The organism is Mycobacterium sp. DL440 (assembly GCF_011745145.1).
Lineage (GTDB): Bacteria > Actinomycetota > Actinomycetes > Mycobacteriales > Mycobacteriaceae > Mycobacterium.
The window spans coordinates 4,636,689-4,649,786 of sequence record NZ_CP050191.1 but is presented as its reverse complement, the minus strand read 5'-3'; the positions used below and the strand labels follow the sequence as shown (position 1 = coordinate 4,649,786).

The following is a 13,098-nucleotide window of genomic DNA, read 5'->3' as shown; positions in this document are numbered from 1 at the left end:
CGGAGGCTTCGATGGCGCAGTCGCTGCGCGAGCATCACAACAACACCGATACGGCCACGCGGGTGTTCGACCAACCGCGCGCCGAGGCGGCCGTGCGTGAGCTGCTGATCGCCATCGGTGAGGACCCCGACCGTCAGGGTCTGCTGGATACCCCGGCCCGCGTGGCGCGTGCGTACAAGGAACTGATGGCCGGTCTCTACACCGACCCGGACGCGGTGCTCAACACCACCTTCGACGAGGAACACGACGAGCTCGTCTTGGTCAAGTCGATCCCGTTGTACTCCACCTGTGAGCATCACCTGGTGTCGTTCCACGGGGTGGCCCACGTCGGATACATCCCCGGGGTGGACGGCCGGGTGACCGGTCTGTCGAAGATCGCCCGGCTGGTCGACCTGTACTCCAAGCGTCCGCAGGTGCAGGAACGCCTGACGGCGCAGATCGCCGACGCGATGATGCGCAAGCTCGATCCGCGCGGAGCCATCGTGGTGATCGAGGCCGAGCACCTGTGCATGGCCATGCGCGGCGTCCGCAAGCCGGGCGCGGTCACCACCACCTCCGCGGTGCGGGGACAGTTCAAGACCGACAAGGCTTCTCGGGCCGAGGCGCTGGAACTGATCCTGCGGAAGTGAACCCAGCCAGGCCGATGGTCCCTCGCGGAACGCGCGTGCAGGTCATGGGGGTGGTGAATGTCACCGACGATTCCTTCTCCGACGGCGGCAAGTTCATCGACCGCGACCGCGCCGTCGAACAGGGGCTGGCGCTGGCCGCTGCCGGGGCCGCGATCATCGACGTCGGCGGGGAATCGACCCGGCCCGGTGCGGTGCGCGTCGACCCTGCGGTGGAGGCGGCCCGGGTCGCTCCGGTCATCGAAGCGCTTGCCTCCCAAGGCGTCACGGTCAGCATCGACACCATGCACGCCGATGTGGCGAAGGTGGCCCTGGAAAGTGGCGCGCAGATCGTCAACGACGTGTCCGGCGGCCTGGCGGACCCCAACATGGCGCCGCTGCTCGCCGAGGCGAAAGTGCCGTGGATCCTGATGCACTGGCGTTCGGTCGGCACCGAGCGGCCGCACCGCGCTCCGGGTTACGGCGATGTGGTGGCCGAGGTTCGGGCCGAACTGCTGACCGCGGTCGACGCCGCGGTCGCTGCGGGCGTTGCCCCGGAGCGGCTGATCATCGACCCGGGTCTGGGATTCGCCAAGACCGCGCAGGACAATTGGGCCCTGCTGCACGCGCTGCCCGAATTCATCGCGACCGGGATCCCCGTGTTGGTCGGTGCGTCACGCAAGCGTTTCCTCGGTGCCTTGCTGGCCGGGCCCGACGGGACCCCGCGCCCACCGGACGGCCGTGAGACCGCCACCGCGGTGATCTCGATGCTCGCGGCCCAGCGCGGGGCCTGGGGAGTTCGGGTGCACGATGTGGTGGCCTCCGTCGACGCGCTCGCCGTACTGGAAGCCTGGGAATCTGGAGGTCAGATTGGCTGATCGAATTGAATTGCGCGGCTTACGGGTTCGTGGCAATCACGGTGTGTTCGACCATGAGCGCCGCGACGGGCAGGACTTCGTCATCGACATCACGGCATGGGTGGACCTGCGCCGGGCGGCAGCCACCGACGATCTCGCCGACACACTCGACTACGGCGCACTGGCCCAGCGGGCAGCAGATATCGTCGCGGGCCCGCCGCGGAACTTGATCGAGACGGTCTCGGCCGAGATCGCCGACGCCATCATGGCCGACGAGCGTCTGCATGCGGTCGAGGTCGTCGTGCACAAGCCGAGCGCCCCGATTCCGCTGACCTTCGACGATGTCGCGGTGGTGGCCCGGCGATCGAGGCGGGGGAACTCCACGTGACATCGACCGTTCTGTCGATCGGGTCCAATCTCGGCGACCGGCTGGCCCGGTTGCAGTCGGTGGTCGACGGCTTCGGGAGTGCGGTCCGCGCGGTGTCGCCGGTGTTCGAGACCGACGCCTGGGGCGGAGTCGAGCAGGCGCCGTTCCTGAACGCGGTACTGCTCGCCGACGATCCGGGCCTCGACGGACACGGCTGGCTGCGACGCGGCCAGGAGTTGGAAACGGCCGCGGACCGGGTCCGGGAGCAGAGGTGGGGCCCGCGCACCCTCGACGTCGACCTGGTCACCTGCCATGACGGTGACGTCGAGGTGCAGTCCCGCGATGACGACCTGACGTTGCCGCACCCGCTGGCTCATCTGCGCGCGTTCGTGCTGATCCCGTGGTTGGCGGTGGATCCGGATGCCACGCTGACCGTCATCGGCCGCACCCGGCGGGTCGCGCACCTGCTGGAGGAGATCGACCCGGCCGAACGAGCCGGGGTCAGGCGCACCGATCTGGCGCTGGACTTCCGCACCGAACCGGTGGCCGACTGATGGGCCCGACGCGCAAACGCGACCTGGCCGGCGCGGTGGTCGTCGTCGCCATCGTCGGCTACCTGCTGGTCGGTGGCCTCTACCGGTGGTTCCCGCCGCTCACCATCTGGACCGGACTCTCACTGCTGGCGGTTGCGATCGCCGAGGCGGGCTGGGCGTTCTATGTACGGGCCAAGATCAACGACGGTCAGATCGGGGTCGGTGGGGGCCGCCTGCACCCACTCACGGTGGCCCGGTCGGTCGTCATCGCCAAGGCCTCGGCCTGGGTCGGCGCCATCGCCGCGGGCTGGTGGATCGGGGTGCTGGTGTACCTGTTGCCCCGGCGCGGCGACCTGAGGGTCGCCGGCGAGGACACTCCCGGCGCGGTGGTGGCTGCGATCAGTGCCCTGGCGCTGATCGTCGCGGCGGTGTGGCTACAGCATTGCTGCAAGTCTCCCGAGGAACCGCCGGACAACGGAGATACTGCGACCGAGTGAACGATTTCAGCCAGGTAGTTGGCCGAATCGCCGCAGCGGTCCCCAGGCTGGATGACCTCTGACGGGTACAGTCGGCGCATGACCGTTCTGCCCCGCGGTGGTCGGCCACGGCGCGGCGGCCGAAGGCCAGGCTGGCTGCTCTTAACGGTATTGCTGGTGCTCGCCATTCTGGCCAGTTCCGCATTGGTGTTCACCGATCGTGTCGAGTTGCTGAAACTCGCTGTCATCCTGGCCCTGTGGGCCGCCGTGGTGGCGGCCTTCGTCTCCGTGATCTATCGGCGCCAGAGTGACCTGGACCAGGCCAAGGCCCGCGATCTGAAGTTCGTCTACGACCTGCAGCTGGATCGCGAGATCTCGGCGCGGCGGGAGTACGAGCTGACCGTCGAAACCCAGTTGCGCCGCGAGCTGGCCTCGGAGCTGCGCGCCCAGGCCGCCGACGAGGTTGCCGCGCTGCGCTCCGAGCTGGCCGCATTGCGGGCGAATCTGGAGATCCTGTTCGACACGGACCTGGTACACCGCCCAGCCATCGAGACCGACAAGAGCGCGGTGCGTACCGCCGGCCGGGTCACCGCCAGCCGTCTGGACGTGCCGCCCGTCGAGGTCACGGACATCCGCATGTCGCGTACCCAGGAAAGCCCGATCATCGATGTCCCGGCGGAGCCGCATCCGCCGGAGAACGACTGGGTGACGTCCGGTGGCGTGCACCGGCTGCCCTCGCGGCCAGTGCCCGCCGGAGAGCAGCCGCGTCGTCGCCGGCGCCCGGAGCCGCCGCGCCAGCAAGAAACCCCGCGCCAGCCGGAGCCCAAGGCATCGCCGCGGCCCGGGCCGCAACCGGCTGCCCGGCCTGAGTCCCAACCGCAGCCCCGGCCCGAGCCGCAACCGGTGTTCGGGCCTGAGCCGCAACCGGTATCCGGGCCTCGGCCTGAGCCCCAACCGCAGCCCCGGCCCGAGCCGCCACCGGCCGCCCGCCGGCAGCCCGAGCCTCCGTCGACCTGGGCGCCGCCCCCGCCGCCACCGGCCATGCCGCCGATGCAGCCGTCACCCACCATCGAAGCCCCGGAACCCGAGCCCCCGAGCACGTCGGCGCCCGCCGCTGAACCCGCGGCGACGGGTTGGGAACCGGCACCCGCCGAGGGACAGTGGATTCCCGCAGGCGTACCGGGCAGCAACTGGGCTACACCGGTAGCCCAGAACGGCGCCGCAAACGAGTACGTCGGCCGGCGCCGCGCCCAAGAATCGACACCCACCGCAGCTCCGGCGCCCAAGCCCGAACCAGCTCCGGCAGCTGAGCCGGCACTTGAGCCCGCGCCGACTCCGGCGCCCGCGATGTCACCAGGTCAGGCTCCCGAGCCGCCGCGTGGTCGTCACTCCGCCGCGGGTGAGGTTTCCGACGCCGGCCTGCCCGCACCGGCACAGCCGTCCCCGGCGTTGGCCACCGAGTCCTCGCAACCACCCGAGCCGCCGCGACGGGCATCGCGGCACCGCACCGACGACGAGCCCGAGCCGCCGAACGGGCACCATGCCGATGGGCAGTCGGTGAACGAGCTGCTGGCACGGTTTCAGACGGGTCCCGCCGAAGGCGGGCGTCGCAGGCGCCGCAAGGAGTGAGCTAGTCTCGTGGCGACCGTCCGGTACCCGCAACGCGGGACTGGAACGTAAAACCATTTCAACCTGTGAGGTCGTCTGCGATGCAGCAGCCCCCTGCAAACGGGTGGTCCCCTCCTGAGGGATTGCGTCCGGCCAGGCTCAGCGTCGGCATCATCTCCGCCGGCCGGGTAGGCACTGCGCTGGGCTATGCCCTGGAACGTGTCGAACACGTGGTGGTGGCGTGCAGCGCGATATCCGAGGCGTCGCGGCTGCGGGCGCAGCGTCGGCTGCCCGAAACCTCCGTCCTTCCCGTTCCCGAGGTGGCGGAGCGGGCCGAACTCTTGCTGTTGGCGGTCCCCGACGCTGAGCTGACATCTCTGGTGTCGGGTCTGGCCGCCACCGGTGCGGTGCGGCCCGGCACGATCGTGGTGCACACCTCCGGTGCCAACGGGGTCGCGGTGCTGGCCCCGCTGACCGAGCAGGGGTGCATTCCGCTGGCGATCCATCCGGCGATGACATTCACCGGCTCGGACGAGGACATCTCGCGGCTGGCCGATACGTGTTTCGGTGTCACCGCGGCCGACGAAGTCGGTTATGCGATCGGTCAGTCGCTGGTGCTCGAGATCGGCGGCGAGCCGTTCCGGGTGCCCGAATACGCCAGAACGCAATACCACGCGGCGCTGGCGCATGCCGGCAACCACCTGGTCACCCTGGTGCTCGATGCGGTCGACATCTTGCGTGCCTCGCTTCGCGGCCAGGAACTGCTCGGCCAGGAACTCGTCGGCGATGCGCCCGGCGGTCTGCCGGAACGTGTGGTGGGCCCGCTGGCCCAGGCCGCGCTGGAGAACGCGCTGCAACGCGGTCAGGCCGCGTTGACCGGGCCGGTTGCGCGCGGTGACGCCGCCGCGGTTACCGCGCATCTGAATGCGCTAAGGGCATTGGATCCTCAACTGGCCCAGGCATATCGGGTCGACTCACTGCGCACCGCCCAACGTGCTCACGCGCCTGCGGGGGTGCTCGCAGCTCTCCGGGAGACGAGCCCAGAAGCAGGTCCCAAAAACCGCCCTGAAACGAGTCACGGATGACCCCCAGCAACACGCCCAAGTTCGTCGCCGGCGAGCTGAACGTCTACTCGGCACCCGCCGATGTCGCAGCGGTCGCCCGGGCCCTGCGCACCAGTGGCCGCCGGGTCACCCTCGTGCCCACCATGGGTGCACTGCACGAAGGACACCTGACCCTGATCCGGGCGGCCAAGCGGGTTCCGGGCGCGGTCGTCGTGGTGTCGATCTTCGTCAACCCGTTGCAGTTCGCGCCGGGCGAAGACCTCGACGCCTACCCGCGGACCCTCGATGAGGACCTGGCCGCGCTGCGTGCGGAGGGCGTCGAGATCGCTTTCACCCCAACCGGTTCGGACATGTACCCCAACGGACCCCGTACCAGTGTGCAGCCCGGGACAGCCGGCGATGAACTGGAAGGCGCGTCGCGCCGGGGCCACTTCGCCGGTGTGCTCACCGTCGTGCTCAAGCTACTCCAGATCGTCCGGCCCGACCGGGCCTTCTTCGGCGAAAAGGACTATCAGCAACTGGCATTGATCCGGCAGATGGTCACCGACCTCAATGTCGACGTACAGATCGTGGGGGTGCCCATCGTCCGGGAATCCGACGGACTGGCGATGTCGTCGCGCAATCGCTACCTCGATGCCGACGAGCGTGAACAGGCCGGCGCGTTGTCGGCGGCCCTGCTGGCAGGGAAGTACGCGGCGGCGGGCGGGGCGTCGGCGACCGTCGACGCGGCCCGGGCGGTGCTCGACGAGGTGCCCGCCATCGACGTCGACTACCTGGAGGTGCGCGACCCGATGTTGGGTCCCGCGCCGAGCGAAGGTCAGGCCCGGTTGCTGGTGGCCGCTCGGCTGGGCCGGACCCGGCTGCTGGACAACATATCGGTCGATATCGGAGCGTCGGCGGGAATCGACGGACACCCCCGCGTCGGTGACAGCGACAATCACGAATTGCCCTGGAGGAACTGATGCAGCGCACCATGCTGAAATCGAAGATTCACCGTGCCACGGTGACGCAGGCCGACCTGCACTACGTGGGCTCGGTGACCATTGACGCCGACCTGATGGAAGCGGCCGACCTGCTCGAGGGTGAGCAGGTGACGATCGTCGACATCGACAACGGTGCCCGCCTGGTGACGTACGCCATCACCGGCGAGAGCGGCACCGGGGTGATCGGGATCAACGGCGCCGCAGCGCATCTCATCCACCCGGGCGATCTGGTCATCCTGATCGCCTACGGGGTGATGGAGGATGCCGAGGCCCGTGCCTACCAGCCGCGGATCGTGTTCGTAGATGCCGACAACAAGCAGATCGATCTCGGCGAGCACAGCCATGACCCGGCCTACGTCCCCGAGGACGCGTCCGAACTGATGTCACCGCGCTGATGCTGCTCGCCATCGACGTCCGCAACACCCACACCATCGTCGGGCTGATCTCCGGTTCAGGGGATCACGCGAAAGTGGTGCAGCAGTGGCGGATCCGGACCGAATCCGAGGTGACTGCAGATGAATTGGCGCTCACCCTCGACGGCCTGATCGGAGATGACTCCGAGCGTCTGACCGGGGCCGCCGGGCTGTCCACGGTACCCTCGGTGCTGCATGAGGTGCGCCTCATGCTCGAGCAGTACTGGCCGACGGTGCCGCATGTGCTGATTGAACCCGGTGTGCGTACCGGTATCCCGCTGCTGGTCGACAACCCCAAGGAAGTCGGCGCGGACCGGATCGTGAATTGCCTTGCCGCCTATCACAAATACGGCACTGCGGCGATCATCGTCGATTTCGGCTCGTCGATCTGTGTCGATGTGGTGTCGGCAAAGGGGGAGTTCCTGGGTGGGGCGATCGCACCCGGTGTGCAGGTGTCCTCGGATGCCGCCGCGGCCCGCTCGGCTGCCCTGCGCCGGGTCGAGCTGACCCGTCCGCGTTCGGTGGTCGGCAAGAACACCGTCGAGTGCATGCAGGCCGGAGCGGTTTTCGGGTTCGCCGGGCTGGTCGACGGGCTGGTCCACCGGATCCGCGCGGATGTCGACGGATTCGCCGGCGACGATGTCGCGGTCGTGGCGACCGGCTACACCGCGCCGCTGGTGTTGCCGGACCTGCGCACGGTCGAGCACTACGACCCGCACCTGACCCTTGACGGCCTGCGGTTGGTGTTCGAGCGGAACCGTGACAGCCAGCGCGGCCGGCTCAAGCCCGCCAAATAGGCAGAACCAATTCGCCATTGTTGTGAGGTTGTGCACACCTGGGCTGCAGTCTGTCCCCGTCAGGATGCGGATAGTCCCCGCCAGCTTGTCGGCGTGCAATTATGCGCTCGCGGGTTCATTTAAGCTGGCACTCTGTGAGCCCAGCCGATCGCGACGACGCGTCCCAGTCCCAGGCCGACCTTCCCGAGCAGTTCCGGATTCGTCAGGCCAAGCGGGAGCGGCTGCTGGCCGAGGGCCGCGAACCCTATCCGGTGACCGTCCCGCGTACGCATTCGCTGGCTGAACTGCGCAGCGCCTATCCGGACCTGGTCGCCGACACCCAGACCGGCGTGATGGTCGGTGTCTCGGGGCGGGTGGTGTTCGCCCGCAATTCGGGCAAGTTGTGCTTCGCGACGCTGCAGGAGGGCGATGGCACGCAGTTGCAGGCGATGATCAGCCTGGCCCAGGTGGGGCAGGAGTCGCTCGATGCGTGGAAGGCCGATGTGGACCTCGGCGACATCGTGTTTCTTCACGGCGAGGTGATCAGCTCCAAGCGCGGCGAACTTTCCGTGCTGGCCGATTCGTGGCAGATGGCGGCCAAGGCTCTGCGCCCGCTGCCCATTGCTCACAAAGAAATGAGCGAAGAAGCGCGGGTGCGTCAGCGCTACGTGGATCTCATCGTGCGTCCGGAGGCGCGCAGTATTGCGCGTCAGCGGGTAGCGGTGGTGCGGGCGGTGCGTTCGGCACTGGAACGCCGGGGCTTCCTCGAGGTCGAGACACCTATGCTGCAGACGCTGGCCGGTGGAGCGGCAGCCCGGCCGTTCATTACCCACTCGAATGCGCTCGATGTGGATTTGTACCTGCGGATCGCGCCGGAACTGTTCCTCAAGCGCTGCATCGTCGGCGGTTTTGACCGGGTTTTCGAGTTGAATCGGAACTTTCGCAACGAAGGCGTTGATTCTACGCACTCGCCGGAATTCTCGATGCTGGAGACATATCAGGCCTACGGCGACTACAACGATTCTGCGGTAGTTACCCGCGAACTTATTCAAGAGGTTGCCGACGAGGCAATCGGCACCCGGCAAGTGCCATTGCCCGATGGCACTATCTACGATCTCGACGGGCAATGGGACACGTTGGAAATGTATCCTTCGTTGTCTGAGGCTCTGGGTGAGGAGATCACGCCGGAGACATCAGTGGACTACTTGTGGGCTATTGCCGATCGGCTCGAGGTGGAGATTCCGCGTGACCGTGGTTACGGGCACGGAAAATTGGTCGAGGAACTCTGGGAACACACTGTCGGCGAGAAGTTGTGGGCGCCTACGTTCGTCCGCGACTTCCCGGTCGAGACCTCGCCGCTGACCCGCGCTCACCGCAGCATCCCCGGGGTGACCGAGAAATGGGACCTCTACATACGGCGTTTCGAGCTCGCCACCGGATATTCCGAACTCGTCGATCCGGTAATCCAACGGGAACGATTCGAGGCCCAGGCCCGTGCGGCGGCCGCCGGCGATGACGAAGCAATGGTTCTCGACGACGATTTCCTTGCCGCATTGGAGTATGCGATGCCGCCGACCACCGGAACCGGAATGGGTGTCGATCGCTTGTTGATGGCGTTGACAGGGTTGTCTATTAGAGACACGGTTTTGTTCCCGATTGTTCGCCGTCACGGTAACTGATCCACAGCAACTGAACCGCCGCGATCCACGCGTTGTTGGAAATGTGCGCGTTTTGTGGCACATTGGGGCGCGGATGCAGGATACTCGGGCGTAAGTCGCCAATGCGTAAGCAGAAGGGTTCGGTGCGGGGTAATGGCTAAGAAAGTGACCGTCACGTTGGTCGATGATTTCGACGGCGAAGCCACCGCCGACGAGACGGTCGAATTCGGCCTCGACGGTGTCACCTATGAGATCGACCTTTCCTCCAAGAATGCCACCAAGCTCCGTAACGACCTGAAGCAGTGGGTCGAGGCCGGACGCCGGGTCGGCGGACGTCGGCGCGGACGGGTGGCAGGTCCGGCCCGAGGCCGTGGCGCCATCGATCGCGAGCAGAGCGCGGCCATCCGCGAATGGGCCCGCCGCAACGGGCACAACGTGTCGACTCGCGGCCGCATCCCTGCTGACGTCATCGACGCTTTCCACGCAGCAACATAGACGACCGCAACGTAACCGATAGTTGCCAGCTCCGGACCGGTGAGAATTCCCGGTCCGGAGTTTTTCGCTAGTGGCGAACCCGAATCGGAAGGTTTTCGGAAACGAATCGTCTACCGGCGGCGTTGCTCTTCTGCAGCACTCGATGTGGACAGCTTGTCCTGGGTCCAACCTCCGCACCCGGGGCGGCCGCCCACTAGAGTGGACGGTAGGTACTACGTGCGGGCTACGAGAAAACCGATATAACGAAGCCGTACGCGGGTATCGCTACGCGATGGAGAGCAGGTAACCACCGATGTTTGAGAGATTCACCGACCGTGCCCGCAGGGTCGTCGTCCTGGCGCAAGAAGAAGCCCGGATGCTCAACCACAACTACATCGGGACCGAGCACATCCTGTTGGGTCTTATTCACGAGGGCGAGGGCGTAGCCGCCAAGTCGCTGGAGTCGTTGGGCATCTCGCTGGAAGGCGTGCGCAGCCAGGTCGAGGAGATCATCGGCCAGGGCCAGCAGGCACCGTCCGGTCACATCCCGTTCACGCCGCGCGCCAAGAAGGTGTTGGAGCTTTCCCTGCGCGAGGCGCTGCAGCTCGGTCACAACTACATCGGCACCGAGCACATTCTGCTCGGCCTGATTCGTGAGGGCGAAGGAGTGGCCGCGCAGGTGCTGGTCAAGCTCGGCGCCGAGCTGACCAGGGTGCGCCAGCAGGTCATCCAGCTGCTGAGTGGTTACCAGGGCAAGGAAGCCGCCGAGGCCGGCACCGGTGGTCGTGGTGGTGAGTCGGGCAATCCGTCCACTTCACTGGTTCTCGACCAGTTCGGCCGCAACCTCACCGCCGCCGCCATGGAGGGCAAGCTCGATCCGGTCATCGGCCGTGAGAAGGAAATCGAGCGGGTCATGCAGGTGCTGAGCCGGCGTACCAAGAACAACCCGGTGCTGATCGGTGAGCCCGGCGTCGGTAAGACCGCCGTCGTCGAGGGCCTGGCGCAGGCCATCGTGCACGGCGAGGTCCCCGAGACACTCAAGGACAAGCAGCTCTACACCCTGGATCTGGGTTCGCTGGTCGCGGGCAGCCGCTACCGCGGTGACTTCGAGGAACGCCTCAAGAAGGTGCTCAAGGAGATCAACACCCGCGGCGACATCATCCTGTTCATCGACGAGCTGCACACCCTCGTCGGCGCGGGTGCCGCCGAGGGCGCCATCGACGCGGCCAGCATCCTGAAGCCGAAGCTGGCCCGCGGCGAGCTGCAGACCATCGGTGCCACCACCCTCGACGAGTACCGCAAGTACATCGAGAAGGATGCCGCCCTGGAGCGCCGGTTCCAGCCGGTTCAGGTGGGTGAGCCGACGGTCGAGCACACGATCGAGATCCTCAAGGGTCTGCGCGACCGCTACGAGGCGCACCACCGCGTCTCGATCACCGATGGCGCGCTGGTGGCCGCGGCCACCCTGGCCGACCGCTACATCAACGACCGGTTCCTGCCGGACAAGGCCATCGACCTGATCGACGAGGCCGGTGCCCGGATGCGCATCCGCCGGATGACCGCTCCGCCAGACCTGCGCGAGTTCGACGAGAAGATCGCCGACGCGCGCCGGGAGAAGGAATCCGCGATCGACGCGCAGGACTTCGAGAAGGCGGCAAGCCTGCGCGACCGTGAGAAGACCTTGGTCGCTCAGCGCGGGGAGCGCGAGAAGCAGTGGCGCTCAGGCGATCTCGACGTTGTCGCCGAGGTTGATGACGAGCAGATCGCCGAAGTGCTCGGCAACTGGACCGGCATCCCGGTGTTCAAGCTGACCGAGGAGGAGACGACTCGGCTGCTGCGCATGGAAGATGAGCTGCACAAGCGGATCATCGGCCAGGAGGACGCCGTCAAGGCTGTCTCCAAGGCCATCCGCCGTACCCGTGCCGGCCTGAAGGACCCGAAGCGCCCGTCCGGTTCGTTCATCTTCGCCGGCCCGTCCGGTGTCGGTAAGACCGAGCTGTCCAAGGCGCTGGCCAACTTCCTGTTCGGCGACGACGATGCGCTCATCCAGATCGACATGGGCGAGTTCCACGACCGCTTCACGGCGTCGCGACTGTTCGGTGCCCCTCCGGGCTACGTCGGTTACGAAGAGGGCGGCCAGCTCACCGAGAAGGTGCGTCGCAAGCCGTTCAGTGTCGTGCTGTTCGACGAGATCGAGAAGGCCCACCAGGAGATCTACAACAGCCTGTTGCAGGTCTTGGAGGACGGTCGCCTGACCGACGGTCAGGGGCGCACGGTCGACTTCAAGAACACCGTGTTGATCTTCACCTCGAACCTCGGTACGAGCGACATCAGCAAGGCGGTCGGCCTCGGCTTCACCCAGGGTGGTGGCGAGAACAACTACGAGCGGATGAAGCAGAAGGTCAACGACGAGCTGAAGAAGCACTTCCGGCCGGAGTTCCTCAACCGCATCGATGACATCATCGTGTTCCACCAGTTGACGCAGGACGAGATCATCAAGATGGTCGACCTGATGATCGGCCGCGTCGGAAAGCAGCTCAAGGCCAAGGACATGGCCATGGAGCTGTCCGACAAGGCCAAGTCCCTGCTGGCGAAGCGAGGCTTCGATCCGGTGCTCGGTGCCCGCCCGCTGCGGCGCACCATCCAGCGCGAGATCGAGGACCAGCTCTCCGAGAAGATCCTCTTCGACGAGCTCGGCCCCGGTCAGCTGGTCACGGTCGATGTCGAGGGTTGGGACGGCGAAGGCGCCGGCGAGGACGCGAAGTTTACGTTCTCCGGTGCGCCCAAGGCGGCCGGCTCGGACGGTCCGGATCTGGCCAAGGCCGGAGCCACTGCGGAATAAGCTCCAGACGAAGAATGCCCCCACCGTTTCGGTGGGGGCATTCTTCATACCGGTTTCATACCTGCCGACGAGCGATCTCCTGCGCGGTAGTTAGGATGCTGGTGTAATCGACAGGCATAGGAATCTGGTGAGAATCCAGGACGGCCGCGCCACTGTTAACAGTCAGACCCTGGCCTGTCACCCTTGAACTGGGACGCGATATCCCCGAAAGGAACTCCGATGACTACTCCCGAGGCGCGTAAGAGCCGGGCCGCCGCAGTCGACCTGTCTGCCGCCAGTGCTGTGGCCTGGTTGTCTTTGACCGCGTTCTTTGCGTTGGTCTTGCTGTACTTCGTCGGCGTCGACCAGGGTGCCACCTCGGTTTTCGGGGACAACATGTACATCCATGAGTTCGTCCACGACGCCCGGCACCTGCTCGGTTTCCCCTGCCACTGACCTGACG

14 protein-coding genes and 1 riboswitch are annotated in these 13,098 nt (G+C 66.6%); all 14 genes read left to right on the top strand.

All coding sequences use genetic code 11. From position 1 onward, the window contains the following. Positions 1–11: 11 nt before the first annotated feature. The 14 genes from folE to HBE63_RS22640 all read left to right on the top strand — a co-directional run bounded on the left by folE (position 12) and on the right by HBE63_RS22640 (position 13,091). Positions 12–629 (top strand): GTP cyclohydrolase I FolE, encoded by a 618-nt coding sequence (gene folE / locus HBE63_RS22705; protein ID WP_166906758.1) that lies wholly within the window; start codon positions 12–14, stop codon positions 627–629. A gap of 14 nt (positions 630–643) precedes the next feature. Then, entirely contained in the window at positions 644–1,483 is an 840-nt protein-coding gene (gene folP / locus HBE63_RS22700) for a dihydropteroate synthase (protein WP_166910092.1), read from the top strand. Next, on the top strand, positions 1,476–1,850 hold the full coding sequence (gene folB / locus HBE63_RS22695; RefSeq protein WP_166906757.1) for a dihydroneopterin aldolase: 375 nt from the start codon (positions 1,476–1,478) through the stop codon (positions 1,848–1,850). The genes folP and folB overlap by 8 nt, the downstream gene beginning before the upstream one ends. Then, positions 1,847–2,383, top strand: a complete 537-nt coding sequence (gene folK / locus HBE63_RS22690; protein WP_166906756.1) for a 2-amino-4-hydroxy-6-hydroxymethyldihydropteridine diphosphokinase — start codon at positions 1,847–1,849, stop codon at positions 2,381–2,383. The genes folB and folK overlap by 4 nt, the downstream gene beginning before the upstream one ends. After that, entirely contained in the window at positions 2,383–2,859 is a 477-nt protein-coding gene (locus HBE63_RS22685; RefSeq protein ID WP_166906755.1) for a DUF3180 domain-containing protein, read from the top strand. The genes folK and HBE63_RS22685 overlap by 1 nt, the downstream gene beginning before the upstream one ends. A 78-nt stretch (positions 2,860–2,937) precedes the next feature. After that, entirely contained in the window at positions 2,938–4,467 is a 1,530-nt protein-coding gene (locus HBE63_RS22680) for a DUF6779 domain-containing protein (RefSeq protein WP_166906754.1), read from the top strand. Between the two features lie 80 nt (positions 4,468–4,547). Then, positions 4,548–5,531 (top strand): Rossmann-like and DUF2520 domain-containing protein, encoded by a 984-nt coding sequence (locus HBE63_RS22675; protein ID WP_166906753.1) that lies wholly within the window; start codon positions 4,548–4,550, stop codon positions 5,529–5,531. Next, positions 5,528–6,472: a pantoate--beta-alanine ligase gene (gene panC, locus HBE63_RS22670; RefSeq protein ID WP_166906752.1), complete on the top strand. Its 945-nt coding sequence runs from the start codon at positions 5,528–5,530 to the stop codon at positions 6,470–6,472. Before HBE63_RS22675 ends, panC begins: the two co-directional genes overlap by 4 nt. Beyond that, a complete protein-coding gene (gene panD, locus HBE63_RS22665) occupies positions 6,472–6,888 on the top strand; it encodes an aspartate 1-decarboxylase (RefSeq protein WP_166906751.1) in 417 nt (138 codons plus the stop codon). The genes panC and panD overlap by 1 nt, the downstream gene beginning before the upstream one ends. Beyond that, positions 6,888–7,703 carry a type III pantothenate kinase gene (locus HBE63_RS22660; RefSeq protein WP_166906750.1) on the top strand — a complete coding sequence of 272 codons (816 nt, stop codon included), beginning with the start codon at positions 6,888–6,890 and terminating at the stop codon, positions 7,701–7,703. The genes panD and HBE63_RS22660 overlap by 1 nt, the downstream gene beginning before the upstream one ends. A gap of 134 nt (positions 7,704–7,837) precedes the next feature. Next, complete coding sequence (gene lysS, locus HBE63_RS22655; RefSeq protein ID WP_371814799.1) at positions 7,838–9,361, top strand: lysine--tRNA ligase; 1,524 nt, start codon at positions 7,838–7,840, stop codon at positions 9,359–9,361. A gap of 132 nt (positions 9,362–9,493) precedes the next feature. Beyond that, entirely contained in the window at positions 9,494–9,835 is a 342-nt protein-coding gene (gene lsr2, locus HBE63_RS22650) for a histone-like nucleoid-structuring protein Lsr2 (protein ID WP_166906748.1), read from the top strand. Positions 9,836–10,127: 292 nt separating this feature from the next. Beyond that, on the top strand, positions 10,128–12,656 hold the full coding sequence (gene clpC1, locus HBE63_RS22645; protein WP_166906747.1) for an ATP-dependent protease ATP-binding subunit ClpC: 2,529 nt from the start codon (positions 10,128–10,130) through the stop codon (positions 12,654–12,656). Between the two features lie 82 nt (positions 12,657–12,738). Further along, a riboswitch (cobalamin riboswitch) is annotated at positions 12,739–12,849 on the top strand. 26 nt (positions 12,850–12,875) lie between these two features. Next, positions 12,876–13,091 (top strand): CbtB-domain containing protein, encoded by a 216-nt coding sequence (locus HBE63_RS22640; protein ID WP_166906746.1) that lies wholly within the window; start codon positions 12,876–12,878, stop codon positions 13,089–13,091. Positions 13,092–13,098: the final 7 nt, after the last annotated feature.

Bases quoted from the DNA above. Each gene is read 5' to 3' on its own strand.
- folE (WP_166906758.1), top strand. From the start codon at position 12: ATGGCGCAGTCGCTGCGCGAGCATCACAACAACACCGATACGGCCACG.
- lsr2 (WP_166906748.1), top strand. From the start codon at position 9,494: ATGGCTAAGAAAGTGACCGTCACGTTGGTCGATGATTTCGACGGCGAA.
- HBE63_RS22660 (WP_166906750.1), top strand. From the start codon at position 6,888: ATGCTGCTCGCCATCGACGTCCGCAACACCCACACCATCGTCGGGCTG.
- HBE63_RS22675 (WP_166906753.1), top strand. From the start codon at position 4,548: ATGCAGCAGCCCCCTGCAAACGGGTGGTCCCCTCCTGAGGGATTGCGT.
- folP (WP_166910092.1), top strand. From the start codon at position 644: ATGGTCCCTCGCGGAACGCGCGTGCAGGTCATGGGGGTGGTGAATGTC.
- panC (WP_166906752.1), top strand. From the start codon at position 5,528: ATGACCCCCAGCAACACGCCCAAGTTCGTCGCCGGCGAGCTGAACGTC.
- HBE63_RS22680 (WP_166906754.1), top strand. From the start codon at position 2,938: ATGACCGTTCTGCCCCGCGGTGGTCGGCCACGGCGCGGCGGCCGAAGG.
- HBE63_RS22685 (WP_166906755.1), top strand. From the start codon at position 2,383: ATGGGCCCGACGCGCAAACGCGACCTGGCCGGCGCGGTGGTCGTCGTC.
- HBE63_RS22640 (WP_166906746.1), top strand. From the start codon at position 12,876: ATGACTACTCCCGAGGCGCGTAAGAGCCGGGCCGCCGCAGTCGACCTG.
- clpC1 (WP_166906747.1), top strand. From the start codon at position 10,128: ATGTTTGAGAGATTCACCGACCGTGCCCGCAGGGTCGTCGTCCTGGCG.
- panD (WP_166906751.1), top strand. From the start codon at position 6,472: ATGCAGCGCACCATGCTGAAATCGAAGATTCACCGTGCCACGGTGACG.